This window comes from Salinicola lusitanus (assembly GCF_003206045.1).
In the GTDB taxonomy this organism is placed as follows: domain Bacteria; phylum Pseudomonadota; class Gammaproteobacteria; order Pseudomonadales; family Halomonadaceae; genus Salinicola; species Salinicola lusitanus.
This window is the reverse complement of record NZ_PZJM01000013.1, coordinates 193,123-213,579: the sequence shown is the minus strand read 5'-3', so window position 1 is coordinate 213,579 and position 20,457 is coordinate 193,123. Positions and strand designations below refer to the sequence as shown.

At 66.9% G+C, this 20,457-nt stretch carries 21 protein-coding genes; 16 read left to right on the top strand and 5 right to left on the bottom strand.

Translation table 11 applies throughout. The features are described from left to right. Positions 1 to 4: 4 nt before the first annotated feature. Positions 5 to 703 carry an ATP-binding cassette domain-containing protein gene (locus DOM45_RS17890; protein ID WP_110602714.1) on the top strand — a complete coding sequence of 233 codons (699 nt, stop codon included), beginning with the start codon at positions 5 to 7 and terminating at the stop codon, positions 701 to 703. Further along, positions 700 to 2,196, top strand: a complete 1,497-nt coding sequence (locus tag DOM45_RS17885; protein ID WP_110602712.1) for a PhnE/PtxC family ABC transporter permease — start codon at positions 700 to 702, stop codon at positions 2,194 to 2,196. Before DOM45_RS17890 ends, DOM45_RS17885 begins: the two co-directional genes overlap by 4 nt. Before the next feature lie 10 nt (positions 2,197 to 2,206). On the opposite strand, the gene DOM45_RS17880 is transcribed toward DOM45_RS17885, so the two are convergent. Beyond that, positions 2,207 to 3,016: a methyltransferase domain-containing protein gene (locus DOM45_RS17880; RefSeq protein WP_205909498.1), complete on the bottom strand. Its 810-nt coding sequence runs from the start codon at positions 3,014 to 3,016 to the stop codon at positions 2,207 to 2,209. Between the two features lie 614 nt (positions 3,017 to 3,630). Here DOM45_RS17880 and DOM45_RS17875 point away from each other — a divergent pair. The 14 genes from DOM45_RS17875 (at position 3,631) to DOM45_RS17810 (ending at position 16,765) form a co-directional block, all read left to right on the top strand. Next, complete coding sequence (locus tag DOM45_RS17875) at positions 3,631 to 4,320, top strand: beta-ketoacyl synthase chain length factor (RefSeq protein WP_110602710.1); 690 nt, start codon at positions 3,631 to 3,633, stop codon at positions 4,318 to 4,320. A gap of 127 nt (positions 4,321 to 4,447) precedes the next feature. After that, positions 4,448 to 4,714: a phosphopantetheine-binding protein gene (locus DOM45_RS17870; RefSeq protein ID WP_110602708.1), complete on the top strand. Its 267-nt coding sequence runs from the start codon at positions 4,448 to 4,450 to the stop codon at positions 4,712 to 4,714. A gap of 16 nt (positions 4,715 to 4,730) precedes the next feature. Next, positions 4,731 to 5,336 carry a COG4648 family protein gene (locus tag DOM45_RS17865; protein ID WP_240612453.1) on the top strand — a complete coding sequence of 202 codons (606 nt, stop codon included), beginning with the start codon at positions 4,731 to 4,733 and terminating at the stop codon, positions 5,334 to 5,336. After that, positions 5,323 to 7,071, top strand: coding sequence for an ApeI family dehydratase (locus tag DOM45_RS17860; RefSeq protein WP_110602706.1), 1,749 nt, complete (start codon positions 5,323 to 5,325; stop codon positions 7,069 to 7,071). The genes DOM45_RS17865 and DOM45_RS17860 overlap by 14 nt, the downstream gene beginning before the upstream one ends. A 3-nt stretch (positions 7,072 to 7,074) precedes the next feature. Beyond that, a complete protein-coding gene (locus tag DOM45_RS17855; RefSeq protein ID WP_110602704.1) occupies positions 7,075 to 7,830 on the top strand; it encodes a glycosyltransferase family 2 protein in 756 nt (251 codons plus the stop codon). Continuing rightward, a complete protein-coding gene (locus tag DOM45_RS17850) occupies positions 7,827 to 8,819 on the top strand; it encodes a lysophospholipid acyltransferase family protein (RefSeq protein ID WP_110602703.1) in 993 nt (330 codons plus the stop codon). The genes DOM45_RS17855 and DOM45_RS17850 overlap by 4 nt, the downstream gene beginning before the upstream one ends. 40 nt (positions 8,820 to 8,859) lie before the next feature. Continuing rightward, complete coding sequence (locus DOM45_RS17845) at positions 8,860 to 9,411, top strand: LolA family protein (RefSeq protein WP_157958467.1); 552 nt, start codon at positions 8,860 to 8,862, stop codon at positions 9,409 to 9,411. Continuing rightward, complete coding sequence (locus DOM45_RS17840; protein WP_110602701.1) at positions 9,408 to 11,729, top strand: MMPL family transporter; 2,322 nt, start codon at positions 9,408 to 9,410, stop codon at positions 11,727 to 11,729. Before DOM45_RS17845 ends, DOM45_RS17840 begins: the two co-directional genes overlap by 4 nt. Beyond that, on the top strand, positions 11,722 to 13,032 hold the full coding sequence (locus DOM45_RS17835) for an NAD(P)/FAD-dependent oxidoreductase (RefSeq protein WP_110602699.1): 1,311 nt from the start codon (positions 11,722 to 11,724) through the stop codon (positions 13,030 to 13,032). The genes DOM45_RS17840 and DOM45_RS17835 overlap by 8 nt, the downstream gene beginning before the upstream one ends. Next, entirely contained in the window at positions 13,029 to 13,592 is a 564-nt protein-coding gene (locus DOM45_RS17830; protein WP_110602698.1) for a DUF3261 domain-containing protein, read from the top strand. The genes DOM45_RS17835 and DOM45_RS17830 overlap by 4 nt, the downstream gene beginning before the upstream one ends. Next, a complete protein-coding gene (locus DOM45_RS17825; RefSeq protein WP_110602697.1) occupies positions 13,589 to 14,776 on the top strand; it encodes a beta-ketoacyl-ACP synthase in 1,188 nt (395 codons plus the stop codon). The genes DOM45_RS17830 and DOM45_RS17825 overlap by 4 nt, the downstream gene beginning before the upstream one ends. A 31-nt stretch (positions 14,777 to 14,807) precedes the next feature. Beyond that, entirely contained in the window at positions 14,808 to 15,281 is a 474-nt protein-coding gene (locus tag DOM45_RS17820) for a hotdog family protein (protein ID WP_157958466.1), read from the top strand. Between the two features lie 41 nt (positions 15,282 to 15,322). After that, the gene (fabG, locus tag DOM45_RS17815; protein WP_110602694.1) at positions 15,323 to 16,060 is read left to right on the top strand and encodes a 3-oxoacyl-ACP reductase FabG; all 738 of its coding nucleotides are present in this window, start codon (positions 15,323 to 15,325) and stop codon (positions 16,058 to 16,060) included. A 99-nt stretch (positions 16,061 to 16,159) separates the two neighbouring features. Then, a complete protein-coding gene (locus DOM45_RS17810; RefSeq protein ID WP_157958161.1) occupies positions 16,160 to 16,765 on the top strand; it encodes a hypothetical protein in 606 nt (201 codons plus the stop codon). An 8-nt stretch (positions 16,766 to 16,773) separates the two neighbouring features. Here the strand turns inward: DOM45_RS17810 and DOM45_RS17805 are convergent, their stop codons facing one another. The 4 genes from DOM45_RS17805 to mntR form a co-directional block, all read right to left on the bottom strand. Next, positions 16,774 to 17,130 (bottom strand): RidA family protein, encoded by a 357-nt coding sequence (locus DOM45_RS17805; RefSeq protein ID WP_110602691.1) that lies wholly within the window; start codon positions 17,128 to 17,130, stop codon positions 16,774 to 16,776. An 81-nt stretch (positions 17,131 to 17,211) separates the two neighbouring features. Further along, complete coding sequence (locus DOM45_RS17800; RefSeq protein ID WP_110602690.1) at positions 17,212 to 18,072, bottom strand: universal stress protein; 861 nt, start codon at positions 18,070 to 18,072, stop codon at positions 17,212 to 17,214. Then, positions 18,069 to 19,571 (bottom strand): SulP family inorganic anion transporter, encoded by a 1,503-nt coding sequence (locus DOM45_RS17795; protein WP_110602688.1) that lies wholly within the window; start codon positions 19,569 to 19,571, stop codon positions 18,069 to 18,071. The genes DOM45_RS17800 and DOM45_RS17795 overlap by 4 nt, the downstream gene beginning before the upstream one ends. Positions 19,572 to 20,004: 433 nt before the next feature. Continuing rightward, the gene (mntR, locus tag DOM45_RS17790) at positions 20,005 to 20,427 is read right to left on the bottom strand and encodes a manganese-binding transcriptional regulator MntR (protein ID WP_110602687.1); all 423 of its coding nucleotides are present in this window, start codon (positions 20,425 to 20,427) and stop codon (positions 20,005 to 20,007) included. Between the last annotated feature and the right edge of the window lie 30 nt (positions 20,428 to 20,457).

The window sequence follows — 20,457 nt, the reverse complement described above, 5'->3', positions numbered from 1 at the left end:
AACGATGTCGTTACTGGCGCTGGACAGGGTCGACCTGGGGCACGGGACGCAAGTGGTGCTGCCCGACCTGTCGTTGACCTTCGAAGCCGGCGAGCGCGTGGCCCTGCTGGGCCAGAGCGGTGCCGGCAAGTCCACCCTGCTGGCCGAGATCCGGCGCCGGCTGGACCACGCTGCCGCCTGGTGCCCGCAGGGTCACGGCCTGGTGCCGCTGCTGTCGGTCTATCACAACGTCTATATGGGGCGCCTGGAGCGACACCGGGCGCTGACCAACCTGATCAATCTTCTAAAGCCCCGGCGCGACGCCTGGAAGGAGATCGAGCAGCTGGTTGGTGAACTGGGCCTAGAGGGCCTGCTTCGTCGTCCGGTGGAGCAGCTTTCCGGCGGCCAGCGCCAGCGGGTGGCGATCGCCAGGGCCTTGTACCAGCAGCGCAGCGTCTTTCTCGGCGACGAGCCGCTGGCCAGCGTCGATCCCCACCAGGCGAGGCGGCTGCTGGAGTGCATCCAGGCGCGCCATGCAACCTGCATCATCGCGCTGCATCAGCACCGGCTGGCGCTCGACCACTTCGATCGCGTCATTGGGCTGCGAGACGGTCAGGTGGTGCTGGACGCCCCCACCCGCGAGCTGACACTGGCGAGCCTCGACGCCCTCTACCCGGATGCCGGGCCATCGCACCACGAGGCTGGAGTCGTCGCATCGACATGAATCCAGCCCCCGGCCTGCTGCGGGGACGCAGTCCCGGCCTGACGCTGGCGCGCCGTTCGCTGGCGCTGATACTCCTGTGTCTGCTGCTGCTGCCCCTCGCCGACCTGCGAATCATTGCGGTCGATCCGTGGGGCGAACTGTGGCGGATGGCCGTGGGTTTCGCCTGGCCCGACTTCATGGCGCTGGAGAGTCCGCTGCGCGCCATCGCCCTGACCGTGAGTGTCGCGCTGTGGGGCACGTTCATCGGCGCGATACTCGGTTTTCCGCTGGCGCTGCTGTTTCATCGCTCGAGACTGGTGCGGAGCTTCTGCGCGTTCGTTCGCGCCATTCACGAGCTGTTCTGGGCACTGCTGTTCCTCCAGGTCTTCGGCCTGTCCGCGGTCACCGCCCTGGCCGCGCTGGCCATTCCTTATGCCGGTATCTTCGCCAAGGTCTACGCGGAGATTCTGGAGCTCACGCCCAGGGCGCCGGGTGACGCCCTGCCCAGCGGGGTCGATCGGTTGTCACGCTTCCTCTACGCCGAACTGCCGCTGGTCTGGGAGCGACTCGCCAGCTACACCCGCTACCGCTTCGAGTGCGCCATGCGCGCCAGCGTGCTGCTCGGTTTCGTCGGCCTGCCGACGCTCGGGTTCTATCTGGAGAGCGCCTTTCGCGAGGGACGGTTCGGCGAAGCCGGCGCGCTGCTCTGGATCTTCTATGCGCTCGTCGCCACCTTGCACTGGTGGGGGCACCGCCGCCTGCTGGTGCCGCTACTGATCGGCGCCTTGTTCTTCCTCGGCCCATGGCCGGATGTCGATGGCGAGCTGCTGTGGCGTTTCGTCAGCCACGACCTGTGGCCTTCACCGTTGCTTGAGGGAGACCTGCCCGGGCTGGGCGCCTGGCTGGCCGGGCTACCGGAACTGCTGCCAGCGATCGGCAACACGCTGCTGCTGGCGCTCATGGGCACTGTCGGCAGCCTGCTATTGGCGCTGCTGCTGTGGCCGCTGGCCAGTCGCCATTTCGGTCGCCCCTGGCTGGGATTCGGCGGTCGGATGCTGCTGGTCGTCATGCGTTCGACGCCGGAACTGATGCTGGCCTTTATCCTCCTGCTGATGCTGGGGCCATCGATGCTGCCGGCATGGCTGGCACTCGCCCTGCACAACGGTGCCCTGATCGCGTTCCTGGTCGCGCGTCACGCCGACGGCCTGACCCTGGGCATGCCCGACCTGCCGGCATCCGGGCGTTACGCCTACGAACTGCTGCCCCGCCTCTACCCCAACCTGCTGGCACTGGTCTGCTACCGCGCGGAGGTGATCATGCGGGAGACAGCCCTGCTCGGGATGCTGGGCGTCGCGACCCTGGGTTTCTACATCGACTCCGCCTTTCAGTACCTGATGTTCGATCAGGCCTTTTTCCTGCTGCTGGTCACCGCCGTGCTCAACATCGCCATCGACGCCATCTCCCGCCGCTTCCGGCCTCGCGAGGTGCCGCTGGACGATCCCTGTAGCCGGTAGTCTCTCCGGCTCAACGACGAGCTTCGATCAGGTGACGCGTGGAGTGCGCCACGAAGGGGTTGCCTTGGCGCATATCCGCGTCCAGCCGACGCAAGAGAGGCCTGTACCGGCTCACGGAGAAATCCGGCACCCACCAGACGCACTTCCGCAGGCTCCAGACAACCGCCCCCACGTCGTGAAACACCATGCGGCAGCGCGCCGTGCGCAGATCGGTCACGGTCAAACCCGCCGCCTCGGCACTCCTCGCCTCCTGCTCGGCATCCCGCTGGCGTCGCTCGAGCGGGAGCGGGCCCAGAAAATATTCGATGAGTTCGAAAGCGGACGCCGGGCCAACGTGCTGGGCGAAATAGGACCCGCCAGGCCGCAGCACCCGATGGATTTCCTCCCAATTCGGGGCCACTGGATGACGCGACGTCACCAACTCGAATACGCCATCACGAAACGGCAATCCAGTCTCGTCCGAAACCTCCACCACTTGCACTCCGCGCCTGGCAAGGCGAGCGCTTGCTTCCAGCACGTTGGGGCGCCAGGATTCGGTGGCGATCATGACAGGGGGCAAGACAGCCGCCTCGTCCAGCACCTCACCGCCGCCCGTATCGAGATCCAGGGCAGCGCGAACCGCCGCCAGCCGCTGGGCCATCATCCGGGCGTATCCCCACGGTGGACGCGCCTCGCTGGCACGCCCATTCAACCAGTCGAAGCCCCAACCCGCCGTGTCGGCAGCCTCCGCCTCTGTAATAAGCGCATCGAACGACAACATCTCCTCACTCACCTCTTTTTCCACCATCGGGCGGGATGCCGATGGCGCGTGCGTGCTCACTCGTCCTCGTGACCGCGACCGACGCGGGGCATCCCGCTTGCCTCTCGACACGGGTGCCTCGCCGCTGGCGTGGGCGCGGCAGAGGATGATATCGCCGTTCAGCGGTTCGATGTGAAAGGTTTTGATCTTCGAATCATGGCAAGTCGTCAACATCCGGCCAACACCACGTCGGAATCAGCGGGGATTGGCGAGACCACCCCGGCACGGAGTGCCCCCATGACCGTCGCCCGGCCAGGATTGCCGGACGGCGATGGCGGAATTCCCGGACTATGCGTCGATCCCGCGATCGAGTCGAAGTGCCGCCCGGTGAATCCCGGCACAGCATGATCGAGGCTGGCGTTTCCGATAGCGGCCAGGGTAGCGCCGCGCGCTTTTTACCTCTCACCCAAGTCGAGACTTAACCTGCATCAAGTCTTTCCTCGGAGAGCGACGGTAGGCTTGTCGGACCCGAGGGATCGTCCTCCCGAGGGTGCGCCGGACTCCGGTTCGGCGCTTAGACGCTCCCACCGGGACGGCGATGCCCCCTTCGGAATCCACAAAGCTTGCACGGCGCTGGCCCGGTTTTCCGTTATGATGCGTAGAATTGTTACGATACGGACCGTTAAAAGAGCCTCATGACGGATCTTTACCTACAGGATTGGCGAGCCTGGACGCCTCACCGCGAGGCCGCGGGGGAGTCTCGACTCGACACCCAGGACAAACCTGCCGGCAAGGCCGTTCCCGCGATGCTACGTCGTCGCCTCAATCTGATCGGGCGAGCCGTCTGCGACATGCTCGCCACGCTGGATCCCGAAACGAATCGCATCGTGCTGCACGCCTCGCGCCATGGCGATGGCGAGCGTACGCTGGAAATGCTGTACGGCCTCAATGAAGGCGATCCCCTCTCTCCAGCGCGATTTGGCCTGTCGGTTCATAACGCCACGGCCGGCGTCTACTCCATCGCCAGTGGCAACCGGTGCAGCCAGCAGGCGATAGCCGCCAGCGGCAGCGAGTGGGCCGCGCTGATCGCGGAAGCCCGCGGCTACCTCGCCGACGGCCAGTCGAGCCTGCTGCTCGTCTTCAGTGACCAGCCCGTTCCCCAGCGATTCGCCGCCTACGCTCCCACGTCGCTCTCCGCTGCCGTCGCCCTTCGGGTCGGCAGCCAGCCGACTGGAGGCGCCCAGCGCCTGGTCGAGACGATGATCCCGACGGGCGACTCGACCTTGCAGCCCCTGGACATCATCGACTGGCTGATGGGCAGTCGCCAACGAATCACATGCGCCATCAGCCGACGCGGTTGGCAACTCGAGCCGGTTCGGTCATGATCCGCCCCCCGCGGCAACCCGTTTTGGCGACGGGATGATCGCCGCAACCGGCCGGCAAGCTACCGGCAACGCGCCCGACGGGCGCCAGTAATCGATAACGAACGAGTCACAAGGACGATCAAGACCGATGACAACGACGGCGCTGGAACAAGAACTCAAGGAGATGATCATCGAGACCCTGGAGCTCGAGGACGTCACACCGGAAGACATCGATCCCAACGAACCGCTGTTCGTCGAAGGTCTGGGCCTCGACTCCATCGACGCGCTGGAACTGGGCCTCGCGCTACAGAAGCGCTACGGCATCACCCTGGAATCCGAGGCGGAGTCCTCCCGCCAGCATTTCGCCAATCTGAAGAGTTTGGCGGCCCTGGTCGAATCGCGTCGCCAGCAATGACGGCGGCGGCGCCCTCGTGATCACGTCGACTCCCACCCACGGTCGCAGCCGGCTGCTCTGGCTGGCAGTGGGTATCCTCGGTCTTGCCTGGCCTTTGGTGGTGCACTGGCTGTTGCCGCACTACGGTGCCTGGCCACTGCTGGTGGTGCTGGCCGCCGCGGCCTGGTGGCGACTGCCGCCGACGCAACGACGCTGGGGATGGGGTCTGTTGCCGCTGGTCGTCCTGCTGATGGCGACCGGCAGCGCAGAACTCGGCCTGCGACTATGGCCGGTGGTGGTCAACGTGGCTCTGCTGCTGGTCTTTTCCCACGGCCTGCGTCATCCGCCGACGCTGATCGAACGGTTCGCCCGTCGGCAGGAACCCGATCTGCCCCCTCACGCCGTGCGCTACACCCGGCGAGTGACCCAGGCCTGGTGCGTCTTCTTCTCGCTCAACGGTGCCATTGCCCTGTTCACCGCGATTTTTGCCGACCTCGAGGTCTGGGCCTGGTACAACGGCGGCATCGTCTACGGCCTGATGCTGGCCATGTTCCTGGGGGAGTGGTGCTTGCGCCAGCGGGTCAAAAGGCGAGCGGAAGCGGCCATGAAATCTCGAGACAAGGCGTCCCATGACGTTTCGTAGACTCGCCGACCGGCCATGGCGTGACCGCGCGACGACGGACGCCATCGCCTGGATCCCACCGGAAGCGGATACGCCATCGCGCTGGTTGACCGTGCCCGAATGGCATGCGCGTATCGGGGCATGGCAGCAGCGCCTGCTCGAGACGCCCAACACGAGTGGAAGCTGGCGCCTGTTCGAGCCGGACCCGATCGAATTCAGTGCCGCCCTGATCGCGATCTGGGAGCGCGGCGATCGCGTCGTGCTCCCGGCAGACAACCAACCGAAGACGCTATCGGCGCTGGATGAGGCGGGCGTTGCGCTGGGGCCCACCGAGCCGGGTCGCAAGAGCGGGCGGACGGGAAGCCCCCCTGACCACCCGCCCCAGTGGCACTCACGCCCGCTACCCGCTATCGCCGTCTCGCTCTACACGTCCGGCTCCAGCGGCGAGCCACAGCGGCTGGACAAACGTTTCGACCAGTTGGATGCCGAACTCGCCACCCAGGCCTCGCTCTGGCCGCTGTCGGGCCGACTGGTCGTCAGCCAGGTCAGTCATCAGCACATCTACGGCCTGCTGTTCTCGATCCTGCGTCCTCTGTGCGAGAACAGCCCCTTCTCGGCCCGACCCTGTCGTTACCCGGAAACCCTCTACACCTGGTTGCAGCACTGCCAGGCGACCGGCAAGCGGATGATTCTCGTCAGTGCACCGCCGGCGCTATCCCGGCTCCCGGAAGCGCTCGACTGGAAGCCGGTCAGCGCGGCGCTGGCAACGATCTATAGCTCGGGAGCACCGCTCTCCAAGGACGCCAGCGACCGGGTCCACGAACGCCTCGGCCACTCCGTTCACGAGGTGTACGGCAGCTCCGAGACCGGCGGCATCGCTTGGCGCGTCCAGCAGCAAGCCCCAGACTGGACCGCGCTGCCCGGCGTCGAGGTGAGCCACGACGAAGACCATCGTCTATGGCTGCGCTCGCGTCATCTTGAGACCCCGGATCAGTGGCAACGTCAGGCCGATCTTATCGCGCGGACGCAACAGGGCTTCGAACTGCTGGGGCGCGCCGACCGGATCGTCAAGATCGGTGGCAAACGGATCTCGCTGACGGCCATGGACCGGGCCCTGAGCGCGCTCCCCGGCGTCGAGCGGGTGCAGACCCTGACGCTGCAACGCCGCGACCTTCGCCTCGCCGCCATCGTTCAGCTCTCGCCGAACGACATCCCCCACGATCATCGCCAGCATCGCGATACGGTGAAGCGGCTGCGCCGGGAACTCGCCGCCCATTTCGAGACGCCGGTGCTACCTCGCTACTGGCGTTTCGTCGCCCCCTGGCCGACCAATAGTCAGGGCAAGTTGAGCGCGGAGATCCGGCAGCGCCTGTTCCTCGATCTCGAGGACCGGCGCGCGCCGCGCTGGCTGGGTGAACAGCTTCACGAGAACGGCTGGCGGATCACACTGGAGGTCCCGGAGCATTGCGCCTACGTGGACGGCCACTTCGACGGCCAGCCGGTACTGCCCGGTATCGCCCTGGTGCACTGGGCGATGCAGCAGGCGCGCCGCCTGTTCACGTTGAATGGCGAGTTCGAGAGCCTCGAGCGGCTGCGATTCCCCCAGCCGCTACTGCCCGGCGACCGCTTCGAAATGAGCCTGGACCACCGTCGGAGCGACGGGACCGAGAGCCTGCGCCTCGAAGGCGAGAGCCAGCGCGGGAAACATGTAACGGGACGGGTCGCCCTGATCCATCGGCAAGCGCGGGAGAGTTGAAGAATGTCGCAAGAGAACAGCGCCCGCATCGCGGTCCTGGTGCCGGTCTACAATCACGCCGAGGCGGTCGGCCAGACCCTGGCGCGACTGGCGCTGCTGAAGTTGCCGGTCATCCTGGTCGATGACGGCAGCGACGCGCACTGTGCCGGGGTGCTGGATGCCCTGGCAGAGGCCGAGACGGTGGATCTGGTCAGGCTGGCCGTCAACCGGGGCAAGGGTGCGGCGGTGCGGGCGGGCCTGGCACGAGCCGCCGAGCGCGGGCTGACCCACGTATTGCAGGTGGATGCGGATGGCCAGCACGAAGCGGCCGACCTGCCGCCCTTCGTCGAGGGGCTCCGCGCCGACGACGAGGTCCTGCGGCTCGGCTACCCGCGATTCGACGCCAGCGTGCCCCGGCACCGCTTCTACTCCCGCTACATCACCCATTCGCTGGTCTGGCTGGCGACGCTGTCGTTCGAGCTTCGCGACACCATGTGCGGGGTCAAGCTCTACCCCGTCGCCGCCGTCAACCGGCTGGTTGCCGAGCACCCCTGCGGCGATCGCATGGAGTTCGACAGCGAGCTTCCGGTACGCTGGCACTGGCAGGGCGGGCGCGTCGCCAACCTGCCCGTCCGCGTCCGCTACCCCATCGACGGCGTCTCCCACTTCCAGCTATGGCGGGACAACGTGCTGCTCGCCCGCATGCATCTGCGTCTGGTGCTCGGCATGCTCAGACGCCTCCCCGATCTCTTGAGCCGCCGCCAGGAACGCCTCTCATGACCCCGATCAGCAGCAATCCCAATCACTGGTCGAGAATTCGCGAGACCGGCACTGCCGGCGGGGTTCGCGCCATGGTCTGGATCCGGCGCAAGCTGGGACGGCTACCGTTCCAGTTCATGCTGCTGCTGGTGATCGTCTACTACTATATTGCCCACGGCCTGCATCGGCGCGCCTCCCACACCTACCTTACCCGGCTGTGGCGGCACCGCTACGGCCAGGCGCCCAGCCATCTGACCTGGCTGAGTCTGCGCCACTTCCGCAGCTTCGGGCAGAGCCTGATGGACAAGATTGACGCCTGGAGCGGCATCCCGCCGGCGCTCAGTTTCGAGGGCGATACGCGGGAGCGGTTTCGCCAGGCGGTCGAAAGCGGCCGTGGCGGCATCATGCTCGTCTCCCATGTCGGCAACATGGAGATCTGCACCGCCATGAGCGACATGCAGGAGGACTTCCGCGCGACCCTGCTGATGCACACACGCAACGCGCAGCAGTTCGACGAGGTCCTGGCGCGCTCGACCCACCGCGAGAACCCGCCCGAGATCATCGAGGTCAGCGAGATCACGCCATCGACGGCGATGAGGCTGGGGCGTCGGATCGCGGAAGGCGGGTTCGTGGTGATCGCCGCGGATCGTGTGCCGATCAGCGATAGCGGACGCGCCCGCACGCTTCCCTTCCTGGGCCATCCGGCGCGTTTCCCGGAAGGCCCGTTCTGGCTGGCGAGCCTGCTGCGCTGCCCGGTCTACACCATCGGCTGCTTTCGCGAAGCGACCAGCTACCGCATCGACTTCGACCACTTCGACGATACCAGCGCGTTGAGCCGGCGGAACCGGGCGGCATGGATAGAGGGAGCCATGGAACGCTACGTCGACTGGCTGACGCGACAGTGCGAGAAGACCCCCTTGCAGTGGTTCAACTTCTTCCCCTTCTGGCTCGACTGCGAGGATGCCCACGCCGCCAAGCCCGACCAAGAGGACGAGCGCCCCGTCACCTGACCGGGCGATTCCCGACACGCGATACCCCGAGGACACGACCATGCCGTTTCGTCGATGGTGGATCACCCTGCTGCTGCTGGTGCCGCTGAGCGCCCAGGCCTTCGATCTGGACGACCTGCAACGGCGGCTCGCCGCCACACCCTCGCTGGCGGGCAGCTTCGAGCAGCAGCGCGAACTGGCGGATCTCGACAGTTCGCTCTCCAGCCAGGGCACCTTCCTGTTCGAGCGTGGCAAGCGCGTCGTCTGGCAACTCGAAAAGCCGGTCGAGGAGCGGATCGAGCTGACGCCGCAGGCGATAACCGATGGCAGCGGCGAGAACGCGCCTCCCGGCGGCGAGCAGGTCGCCCAGCTGTTCCTGCAGTTGCTGGAGGGCGACTGGCAGGCGCTGGAGTCCCGCTTCACGCTGGCGCTGTCCGGCGACCAGGATGACTGGCGGGTCGCGCTGACCCCGAGAGAGCCCGCGCTGCGCGAGCGCATCGCCGAGATCACGCTGCAGGGTTCCGACACCATCGATCATCTCGACATGCGCACCCCCGACGGCGACCGGCTGAAGGTCCGGCTATTCGACCAGCACCCGCTGAACGATTCATGACCGGCAGCAGCTACCGTCGACTCGGCTGGCTCTGGCTGGCGGTGCTGGCGCTCTGTGCCGTCTGGCTGGGCTGGATGCTGCGTCAGGGCCTTCCTGCCGATACCGATCTCACCGCCCTGCTGCCGGCCGACCGGCAGGCGCCACTGGTCGAGCAGGCGGACCGCGAGCTGGGGCGCGGTTTCGAGAATCGCTTCCTGCTGCTGCTCGGCGATGACGACCGCGTGGCGACGACGCAGGCGCTGGGCCAGGCGTTGCAGCGGCTGGTCGACGAGGGCCAGCTGGCCGGCATCGACTGGCGCGAGCTCGATCTGGCCGACGCCGATCCGCACGGCTGGATGGGGCAGTGGCGCTACCGCCTGCTGACGCCGCAGTGGCAGCAGGCCATCGACGCCGATGGCGGCAGCGCGCTGATCGAGCCGGCGCTGCGCCGGCTGTTCTCGCCGACGGCGCGACCCGAGCCCGTCACCGACCCCTTCGGACTGCTCGATGCCTGGCTGTCACGCCTCCCACGCAGCCCGATCGGCGCCGCCGACGGTCTGCTGACGCTGGATGCCGAGGGGCGGCAGTGGAGCGTGCTGATCGGCGAGTTGAAAGGTTCCCCCTATGAGCTGCCGATGCAGAATGCCCTGCATGCCACGCTCGAACGATTTCAACAGCAGCATCCCGATGCGCAACTGCTGCGTTCCGGGCTGGTATTCCACGCCGCCGCCGGGGCCCGTCAAGCGAAGCGGGAGATGTCCACCATCGGCGCCGCCTCCCTGCTCGGGGTGGTGCTGATCATCGGTTTCGTCTTCCGCTCGCCCCGGGTGTTGCTGCAACTGATGCTGCCCCTGGTGGCCGGTTCGCTGTTCGCGTTGACGTTGACGCTGGGCATTTTCGGCCGTTTGCACCTGCTGACCCTGGCGTTCGGCGCCAGCCTGATCGGCATCGCCGTCGACTATGTGCTGCACCTGCAGTGCGATCGCGTCATCGACGGCAGGCAATTCCGGCTTCGTCGGCTGATGCCGAGCCTGACCCTTGGCCTGATCTCGAGTGTCATCGCCTATGTGGCCCAGGCCCTGACCCCGATGCCGGGATTACGCCAGATGGCAGCGTTCGCCGCCTTCGGACTGATCGGCGCCTGGCTCACCGTGGTACTGTGGCTGCCCCGCTTCACGCTCCACGCCAGCCCTTTTACCGCCAGCCTGGCGACACGCTGGTGGCGGCTATGCCAGCCTCGCCGGCGCCTGTCGCCTTGGCTCGCCCTGGCCGGCGCGCTGGTACTGGTGACCATCTGCGCCCTGCGCCTGACCAGCGATGACAGTCTGAAACTGCTCAATCCCTCGCCGGCGGCACTGATGCACGACGAGCAGCGCGTCCAACAGTTGCTCGACCGCGACACCGGCAGCCGCTATTTCCTGGTTCGGGCCTCGGACACCCAGGCGCTGCTGGCCCGGCTCGAAACATTGGACGGAGCGCTCGACCGAGCCATTGCCGACGGGCTCCAGATCGAGTACCAGTCGCTGGCCGGCTCGGTCCCGACGCTGACCGAGCAGCAGGCCAACCTGGCCCGGGTACGCAAGCTCTACGGCCCCCCGCTGGACGCACTGGTCGAACGGGCCGGCTTGCCGGCGAACGTCGCCGACCAGGCGCGAGCACGCCTGGACCAGGCGCCACCCTTGACCCTGGCCGAATGGCTCGAGACACCGATTGGCTCGCTCCAGCAGCGCCTGTGGCTGGGCGAGACGGGTGACGGCGAGGTGGCCGCCACCGTGGTGATCTCCGGCGAGCGCGATGACCGCACCAGCGCGGCCCTGGCGACCCTCGCCGACACGTTGCCGGAAGTGAAGTACGTCGACCGCGTCAGTCGCATCGGCGGCCTGCTCGGCGAACTCCGCCGCCACACCGCCATCTGGGTGATAACGGCCATGGCGTTGATGACGCTGGCACTGCTGTGGCGTTATCGACGTCACGCCTGGCGTGTGGTGGTACCGCCCTTCGGCGCCACGCTCATCGTGTTGACCGCCTTCGCCGTCGGCGGCGTCCCACTCAATATCTTCAACCAATTGGGCCTGCTGCTGATCTTGGGAATCGGGCTGGATGCCGGTATCTTCAACGTGGAGCATGCTCGCAAGCCGGCTGCGTGGCTGGCGATCACGCTATCGACGCTCACCAGCCTGCTGGCTTTCGGTATGCTGGCCTTCAGCGCCACACCCGCGCTGCACTATCTCGGCCTGACCTGCCTGATCGGCCTGGCCAGCGTCTGGGCACTGGTCCCGTGGGTACGCCCGGAAACTGGCCATTCGACGACATCACCACGGGAGAGCGAACATGTCTGAAGCCGACCACGAGGTCATCGTGATTGGCGCCGGCCCCGCCGGTGCCGCGATCGCGGCACAGCTGGCCGCCCGCGGCCGTCGCGTCCTGGTGGTCGAGCGCAGCCATTTTCCGCGCTTTTCCATCGGCGAGAGCCTGCTGCCGCAGTGCATGGGCCATCTCGAAGAGGCCGGCCTCCTCGAGGCCGTCCAGGCCGCCGGCTATCAACCCAAGAACGGTGCCGCGTTCACCCGCGGCGGCGAGAGCACGACGATCGACTTCCGCGAGAAATTCACGCCGGGCTGGGGCACGACCTTCCAGGTCGAGCGCGCCGACTTCGACCATCGGCTGATCGAGGCTGCCCGGGCGAAAGGCGCAGAGGTCGAATTCGGCATCACCGTCACCGCCTTCCGCGCCGATCCCGATCGACCCGAGGTCGATGTCGTCGATGAATCGGGCAATGCCCGCACCCTGACCGCCTGCTTCGTCGTCGACGCCAGCGGCTACGGGCGTGTACTGGCCCGGCTCGAGGAGCTCGAGCGCGATGCCCGCCAGATTCCCCGCACCGCGCTGTTCACCCATGTCGAGGCCTGCCCGGTGGAGCCGAGCCATGATCGCGAGAAGATCCTCATCGGCGTTCATCCCGACGATGCCGGTATCTGGTACTGGCTGATTCCCTTCCGCGACCAGCGCGCTTCGGTGGGCGTGGTCGGCCAGACGGCGAGAATAGACGCCTACGGCCACTCGCCCGAGACACGCTGGCAGGCGCTGATCGACACCGAACCCCGTTTCCGCCAGCTCTTGGAGGGTGCGCGGCCGACCCGCCCGGTCGGCGAGCTCCGCGGATATTCCGCCGATGTCACCCGGCTGCACGGCGTCGGTCATGTGCTGCTGGGCAACGCTGGCGAGTTCCTGGACCCGGTGTTCTCTTCCGGTGTCACCATTGCGCTGAAATCCGCGAGTCTGGCGGCACCGCTGGTGGATCGCCAGCTGGCCGGCGAGACGATCGACTGGCAGGGCCAGTTCGAGCAGCCGCTGCGCGAGGGCGTCGAGACATTTCGCGCCTTCGTCGATGCGTGGTACGACGGCCGACTCCAGACGATCATCTTCCACGCCGACGCGCCCCGCGACATCAAGGAGCGCATCAGCGCCATTCTGGCCGGCTACGCCTGGGACCGTCGCAACCCGTTCGCCACCGACTCGGCCCGGCATATCGACACGCTGGCCGCCATCTGCGAGAGCCAGGCCGCATCGAGGGCGCCGGGGACCGGGACGGCCAATGCGCGTCAGCCGGATCCTGGCCTGTCGCCGGAGACCGAACGATGAGGCGCATCTTTCCCCTGCTGCCACTGGGCCTGGCGTTCGCCCTGTCCGCCTGCAGCTTGAGTCCGCCGGTGTCGCCGCCGCCGCCACTGGTCGCCGCCGCCACGACCGACACGCTGAAGAGCCAGCTCACCTTCGAACCGGATGAGGGCGAAGCCCGGACCTTGATCGCGTTCATCCGGATCGATCCGGAGCACCTGCGTGCGGTGCTGGTGACGCCCTACGGCCAGCGACTGACGACGCTGGTTCGCGACGCCGACGGCGCCCGCTTCGAGGCTGGCGATGCGCCGGGCGAACCCCCGCTGCCGATACCGCCAGAATGGCTGGCGTCCCGTCTGGAGTGGAGCCTGTGGCCTCTCGATGCCTTGCACGAGGCCTTCGCGGGAAGCGCCTGGCAGGTCGTCGACAGCGCGGCGAGTCGCGACATCACCTATCGGGGGCGATTGATCGCCCGCATCACGCCGGTGCCGGCGCGCGATCGCGCCGAGACACTGATGCTGGACGACCGCCAGGGCCACTACCGCTTGACGATCGACCCGATGCAGGAGAACGATGATTCATGAGTGCTTCTTCTTGCCGCCTGTCCCGCCCCGGCGTGGTCTGCTCGCTGGGCGACGATCTGGACACGATCGGCCGCGCCCTGTTCTCGGGCCAGCGCGGCCTGACCACCAGCGACGTCTTCACCCCGGGCCGTCCGCTGCCGCTAGGACAGGTCGCCAGTGAACTCCCCGACGACAGCCACTGGCCCAAGGACCATCGCAGCCGCAACAACCGGCTGCTGGCGCTCGCCCTGGCTCGCCTCGGCGACGAACTGGAAGCCCTGTTGTCCGCGGTGCCGGGAGATCGGATCGGGGTGGTCATCGGCAGCAGCACGTCCGGCATCGGCGAGACCGAGGCGGCATTGGCGAAGAGCGGCCGAGAGGGCCCGCTGCCGGAGGATTTCGCTTACGCGCGCCAGGAGCTGGGCGCACCGGCGCGCTTCCTCGCGGAGCGTCTGGGTATCACCGGCCCCTGCTACACCCTGTCGACGGCCTGCAGCTCCAGCGCCAGAGCGCTGGCCAGCGCCAGGCGCCTGCTCAAGAGTGGCCAGTGCGATGCGGTGATCGCCGGCGGCGCCGATAGCCTGTGTCGTCTCACGGTCAATGGATTCCTGAGCCTGGAAGCCGTCAGCGACAATCCCTGTCAGCCCTTCTCCCGGCATCGCGACGGAATCAATCTCGGCGAAGCGGCGGCCCTGTTCGTGGTGACGCCCGAGAGCGGCGGTATCCAGCTCGCCGGCGTTGGCGAGAGCGTCGACGCTCACCACATCTCCGCACCCCGCCCGGATGGCAGTGGCGCAGCGGAAGCGATGCGTCAGGCGCTGGCGATGGCCGGGCTCGACGCGTCCGAGATCGACTACCTCAACCTGCACGGCACCGGCACGGCGCTCAACGACAGCATGGAGGCCGCGGCCGTGACGATGCTGTTTCCCACCCCGCCGGCCTGCAGCTCGACCAAGGGATTGACGGGACACACGCTTGGCGCCGCGGGGGCCCTGGAAGCCGCTTTCTGCTGGCTGGCACTCGCCCAGGGGCGGTTGCCGGCACACCGTTTCGACGGCACCTACGATCCGGAGCTTCCTCCGCTCCCTCTGGTGACGACCGGGGCAACACCAGAACGCCGGCCGCGCCGGGCGCTGAGCAACAGCTTCGCCTTCGGCGGCAACAATGCCAGCCTGCTACTGACGCTGGACCATCCAACCGAATGACGAGACGCGAAGACGGAGAGCGATTGCCATCTTGAATCCATCCATTGCGGCTAGCCTGCCCTGCGCCGTCGAGCCCTTGATACCGCACGCCAGGCGCATGTGCCTGCTGACCCGGCTGATCGCCGCCAGCGACGATGGCGCCACCGCCGAGACGTGGACGCGGCACGACGACCTGTTCGCCGAGACCGACGGCATCCCCGCCTGGGTCGGGGTCGAATGGCTGGCCCAGACCGTTGCCGCCTGGGCCGGCTTCCGGGCCTCCGGCTCGACCGCCACACCGGCGCCCGGACTGCTGCTCGGGGCCAGACGTTACCAGGCCCGGGTACCCGTCTTCGCCTTCGATCAGCGAATCCAGGTAACGATCACCGTCGACTTCGTCGCCGACAACGGCATTACCCAGGTCAGCGGCGAGTTGCGCCGGGCCGAGACTGGCGAACCACCGCTGGCTCACGGCAGCCTGACGCTCTATCGCCCCGATTCGATGCCGACGCCGGGCGACGCCTGAGCTCCCGACCCACCCATTCGCCGTTCTGCTACCGAGGCTTCATGGAACATCAACATCCCGAGACGATTCTGGTCACCGGCGCCAATCGCGGCATCGGCAAGGCGATCGCCACACGCCTGGCCCGCGACGGCTTCGACCTGGTACTGCACTGCCGCCGCCCGGGCGACGATATCGAGGCGGTCCGGGCCGGGATCGAAGCCGAGGGCCGCCGCGCCCGCGTGATCCATTTCGACGTGACGGCGCGGGAGACGGTCCAGGCAGTGCTGGAGGCGGACATCACTGAACACGGCTGCTATTACGGCGTGATCTGCAACGCTGGCATCACCGCGGACCGGCCTTTCCCGGCCCTCGCGGGCGAGGAGTGGGACAGCGTGCTGCGGACCAACCTCGACGGTTTCTACAATGTCCTGCATCCGCTGGTCATGCCGATGATCCAGCGTCGCCGGCCCGGTCGTATCGTCGCGCTCTCGTCGATGTCCGGATTGACGGGCAACCGCGGCCAGGTCAACTACAGCGCCGCCAAGGCGGGAATCATCGGCGCCAGCAAGGCGCTCGCCGTCGAGCTGGCCAAGCGTCGGATCACGGTCAATTGCGTTGCACCGGGCTGGATCGAGACCGAGATGACCGAGGCGCTGCCGAAGGAGGAGGTTCGCAAGCTGATCCCCATGCAGCGCACCGGATCGGCCGAAGAGGTCGCCGGCACCGTCAGTTTCCTGTGCTCGCGGGACGCCGGCTACATCACCCGCCAGGTGATCGCGGTGAATGGCGGCATGATCTAAGCGCGGCCAGGGCGCTACTTTAGCGTGTGCTCAAGAAACAGCGATCCCGTGCCGATAAAGCGCCATGGCGGCAATGACTCTCCCTGATTGGACATCGGCATGAAATCCGGCATTTCCATCGCCCTGATCATCATCGTGCTACTGGCGCTGGCCGCGGGCGGCGTGCTGGCCAGCGAACTTCGCTGGCCACTGCCGGCCGAGGCGCTGGCGCCGCTGGGCATCTATCTGCTGACCCTGGTGCTGGCCGGCTGGCTCTGCGTGCAGTTGGTGGTCCTGGTCAGAGGGCTGACCCGCCAGCAGCAGGCGCTGATCGAAAGCCAGGACGCGGTTCGGCGCCAACTGGAAGCGGCGGAGCTGTCGCAGTTGATGGGGCAGTTCGTGCAGCACGCCGAGGCGCTGCTCGACAAGGAGAGCCTCGATCCCAACAAGCGCAGCGTGATGCGCTGCCTGGCGATCGATGCGCTGCGCGGCAACCGTGGCCGCGGCGACGTCAATTACACCCGCCTGGCCAGGCTCTTCGAGTGGCTCGATGCCGAGGCCGAACGACACCAGAACGACACTCACCGGCTGCAGCTGATGCTGCCCACGCTGATGCAGTACGCCGAGATCGCCTGGCAGCTGTGCCAGGTCGGCGAGAGCCAGGCGGACCGGCTGTCGCGCTTTCTGCAGCACCAGCCGGCGCCGCCCTCCCGCGACGACGCCTGACCGCCGCGCTACTTGATCGCGGCTGTCAGGGTGATCTCCACCCGCAACGCCTGGGCCGGCATCGGTGCCGTGATACAGGTACGCGCTGGCGCATGACCCTCGGGAATCCAGGCATCCCAGACCGCATTCATCGCCGCGAAATCGTCGCCGTCAGCCAGATAGAGGGTGGCGGAGAGGAGATGCTCCCGATCCGAACCAATCTCTTCCAGCAGCGCCTCGACGCGGGAGAGCATGCTCAACGTCTGGGCGGTGATATCTCCCTCACGGGCTTCGGGGCCCGCCACCTGGCCGCAGAGATAGGCGACGCCGTTGTGGATCACCGCCCGGCTCATGCGGGTCTGCGGATCGTGGCGCTGGATGGTCATGGAATCACTCCTGTCGAGGCGGCGGGTAGCGCCAGTGGCAATGAATGCACCACGGCGGCGGTGATGCGTCGTGGTGGTCGGTCAGCGGAGTATAAGCGTTGCGGTCCGCGCGTGTCGCAGCATGGCGGTGGTGGTGCTGCCGACCAGCAGATGACGAATCCGCGAGTGGCCGTAGGCCCCCATGATCGTCAGGTCGACCCCTCGGCGATCCGCATAGTCGGCGAGCACTTCGTCCACGTCCCCCGCCAGGATAGCGCCCTGGGCGTCGACCTGCCCCTGCCGCAGCCGCTCCAGCGCCCACTCGAGCTGGGCCCGCTGGTCGTCGGTACCGGCGCCGATCATGACCACGTGGCAGACCAGGCCATTGAGCAGCGGGCTGGCGGCGATCATCTCGACCCCCTTGCGGGTCGTCCGGCCGCCGTCGAACGCCAGCAATAGCCTCGTGGGCGGCTGGAACTCGGGCGGGGTCACCAGAATCGGGGTGTGCAGCGTGCGCACGACCCGTTCCAGATTGCTGCCCAGGTGCTCGAGCGCTTCGTCGGCGGATTCGCCGCGCTTGCCCAGCACCACCAGGCGTGTCTGGGACTCGCGTTCCATCAGCGACTCGAGCAGTTCGCCGTGTCGCAGCGCGGTCGAAACCGTGGTCCCCGGCGCCAGGCGCTCGGCCTGGGCCCGTGCCGACTCGAGCAACTCGCGGCCATGCTGCTGGGCAATCTTGGCGCGCCGCTCGTCGAGTTCGGTGAGCTGCTCGCGCAGATGCTCACGACTGCCGAGCCCGATCTGCCCACTGGCATCGGTGACGCCAGGACTTGGCGCCCTGCTCAGCACATGCATCAACTCGAGCGGCGCGCCGATGCGCTCGGCGGCCCAGGCGGCCGCGGCGCAGACCGCAAAAGCGTGGCGGGAGTCGTCGATGCAGGCCAGAACCTGACGTTCACTCATGGCGTTCTCCTCTGCNNTCCCATCAGCTTTTCCACCGCATCCGGCTTGTCGTGTACTCCGAAACGATCGACCAAGGTGGCGCTGGCCTGGTTCATGCCCACCACTTCGACCTCGGCACCCTCACGACGGAACTTGATCACCACGTTGTCCAGTGCCTCGACCGCCGTGATATCCCAGAAGTGGGCACGGGAGACATCGATCGTCACGCGCTCGACCGCCTCCTTGAAATCGAATCCGGCATTGAAGCGGGTCGAGGAAGCGAAGAACACCTGGCCGACCACATCATAGTTGCGTGTCTTGCCGTCGTCGTCCATGCGACTCCCGATGTAGAGGATCTGCCCCACCTTGTTGGCGAAGAACAGCGACGCCAGCAGCACGCCGACCAGGACGCCGATCGCCAGGTTGTGAGTCGTGACCACCACGGCCACGGTGGCCAGCATGACGATGTTAGTCGACATCGGATGACGGCGCAGATTGACCACCGACTCCCAGCTGAACGTGCCGATCGAGACCATGATCATTACCGCCACCAGCGCAGCCATGGGGATCTGCGAGACCCAGTCGCCGAGGAAGACCACCAGGATCAACAGGAAAGCGCCGGCGATCAGCGTCGACAACCGCGTGCGCCCGCCGGACTTCACGTTGATCACCGACTGGCCAATCATCGCGCAGCCGGCCATGCCGCCGAGCAGGCCGGAGAAGATGTTGGCGACGCCCTGGCCCTTGCACTCCCGATTCTTGTCACTGGAGGTATCGGTCAGCTCGTCGACGATCGTCGCGGTCATCATCGACTCCAGCAGGCCGACCACGGCGATGCCCAGTGAATACGGCAGGATGATCATCAGGGTGTCGAGATTGAGCGGCACATCGGGCCACAGGAAGACCGGCAGGGAGTCGGGCAGCTCGCCCATGTCGCCCACGGTACGGATGTCCATGCCGCTGACCATGTAGACGATCGTCAGCACCACGATGCAGACCAGCGGCGACGGCAGCATTCTGCCGATGACCGGCAGGTAGGGAAACAGGTAGATGATACCGAGCCCGGCGGCGGTCATGGCATAGACGTGCCAGGTGACGTTGGTCAGCTCCGGCAGCTGGGCCATGAAGATCAGGATGGCCAGCGCGTTGACGAACCCCGTCACCACCGAACGCGACACGAAGCGCATCAACTCGCCCAGGCGCAGGTAGCCGAACACGATCTGGATCACCCCGGTCAGCAGCGTCGCCGCCAGCAGGTATTCGAGGCCGTGATCGCGAACCAGGGTCACCATCAGCAGCGCGGTGGCGCCGGTGGCGGCGGAGATCATCCCCGGCCGGCCCCCGGTGAAGGCGATCACCACGGCGATCGAGAACGAGGCGTAGAGGCCGATCTTGGGATCGACGCCGGCGATGATCGAGAACGCGATCGCCTCCGGTATCAGCGCCATGGCAACCACGGTGCCGGCGAGCACGTCGGCGCGGACGTTGGATAGCCAGTGTTTTCTGATCAGCTCAAGCATGGGTAGTTCTCTGTCATGAGCCACGTTGGGCGGCCAGGGACCTCGCCTGCACGTCTCGAAAAGACGAACCTTCAGTGGTCGACATCCATCGTCGGGGGACATCGGACACAGGGCGCTGTCGGCCGACCGCCACGCATTCGCGGCGAATCTTTGAGTGGGATAGGAGCGACGAAACGATGCCATCGACCGACCATGAGGGTCGGGACAGCCAGACGGGTGCCGAGGGCACGCCGGGACGGGGGCGTAACGCTAGGGTGGCGTCATACCGGCGATGGTGTTGGCAAAAAGGGCTTGCATGGAGTCGGACCCTGTCGAGCGCGGCAGGCGCGTCGTTGAATGATCGATCGTCTCGAGGCGCGGGAGTCTACCACTAGCGTCGAAAAGTTCCCAGCCGCGATCCACGGAGTAGAATCGCCACTGTCGCTTCGAGGCCTCAGCGGTTGTGCGCTTCCAGAAACCGCTGCATCGCCTCGACAGTGGCATCGCTGCAGTGGTGCTCGATCCCCTCGGAATCGGCTTCGGCCACGTGGGGTGGCACCCCGAGTGCCAGCAGGGTCGACAGCACCAGTTGGTGGCGGGCCTCGACCTTCTCGGCCAGTTCGCTCCCCTTCGCGGTGAGGAAGACGCCGCGATAGGGGCGCGCCTCGGCGAGGCCGTCACGCTTGAGCCTGGCGATCACCTTGGAAACGGCAGCGGCACTGACACCGAAACGCTCGGCCAGGTCACTGGCCCGGGCCTCGCCGTGATCGCGATGAAGCTGAGCGATCTCCTCCACGTAGTCTTCCACCAGCTCCTGCTGATGGTCGAGGCGAGTGCGCTCGAAACGGGCATAACGTGGACGTGGCGTTACTGGCATGATGTTCTCATCGACGGGCTGAAGTGATGG

Bases quoted from the DNA above. Each gene is read 5' to 3' on its own strand.
- DOM45_RS17890 (WP_110602714.1), top strand. From the start codon at position 5: ATGTCGTTACTGGCGCTGGACAGGGTCGACCTGGGGCACGGGACGCAA.
- DOM45_RS17885 (WP_110602712.1), top strand. From the start codon at position 700: ATGAATCCAGCCCCCGGCCTGCTGCGGGGACGCAGTCCCGGCCTGACG.
- DOM45_RS17875 (WP_110602710.1), top strand. From the start codon at position 3,631: ATGACGGATCTTTACCTACAGGATTGGCGAGCCTGGACGCCTCACCGC.
- DOM45_RS17870 (WP_110602708.1), top strand. From the start codon at position 4,448: ATGACAACGACGGCGCTGGAACAAGAACTCAAGGAGATGATCATCGAG.
- DOM45_RS17860 (WP_110602706.1), top strand. From the start codon at position 5,323: ATGACGTTTCGTAGACTCGCCGACCGGCCATGGCGTGACCGCGCGACG.
- DOM45_RS17855 (WP_110602704.1), top strand. From the start codon at position 7,075: ATGTCGCAAGAGAACAGCGCCCGCATCGCGGTCCTGGTGCCGGTCTAC.
- DOM45_RS17850 (WP_110602703.1), top strand. From the start codon at position 7,827: ATGACCCCGATCAGCAGCAATCCCAATCACTGGTCGAGAATTCGCGAG.
- DOM45_RS17845 (WP_157958467.1), top strand. From the start codon at position 8,860: ATGCCGTTTCGTCGATGGTGGATCACCCTGCTGCTGCTGGTGCCGCTG.
- DOM45_RS17840 (WP_110602701.1), top strand. From the start codon at position 9,408: ATGACCGGCAGCAGCTACCGTCGACTCGGCTGGCTCTGGCTGGCGGTG.
- DOM45_RS17835 (WP_110602699.1), top strand. From the start codon at position 11,722: ATGTCTGAAGCCGACCACGAGGTCATCGTGATTGGCGCCGGCCCCGCC.
- DOM45_RS17830 (WP_110602698.1), top strand. From the start codon at position 13,029: ATGAGGCGCATCTTTCCCCTGCTGCCACTGGGCCTGGCGTTCGCCCTG.
- DOM45_RS17825 (WP_110602697.1), top strand. From the start codon at position 13,589: ATGAGTGCTTCTTCTTGCCGCCTGTCCCGCCCCGGCGTGGTCTGCTCG.
- fabG (WP_110602694.1), top strand. From the start codon at position 15,323: ATGGAACATCAACATCCCGAGACGATTCTGGTCACCGGCGCCAATCGC.
- DOM45_RS17810 (WP_157958161.1), top strand. From the start codon at position 16,160: ATGAAATCCGGCATTTCCATCGCCCTGATCATCATCGTGCTACTGGCG.
- DOM45_RS17805 (WP_110602691.1), bottom strand. From the start codon at position 17,130: ATGACCATCCAGCGCCACGATCCGCAGACCCGCATGAGCCGGGCGGTG.
- DOM45_RS17800 (WP_110602690.1), bottom strand. From the start codon at position 18,072: ATGAGTGAACGTCAGGTTCTGGCCTGCATCGACGACTCCCGCCACGCT.
- mntR (WP_110602687.1), bottom strand. From the start codon at position 20,427: ATGCCAGTAACGCCACGTCCACGTTATGCCCGTTTCGAGCGCACTCGC.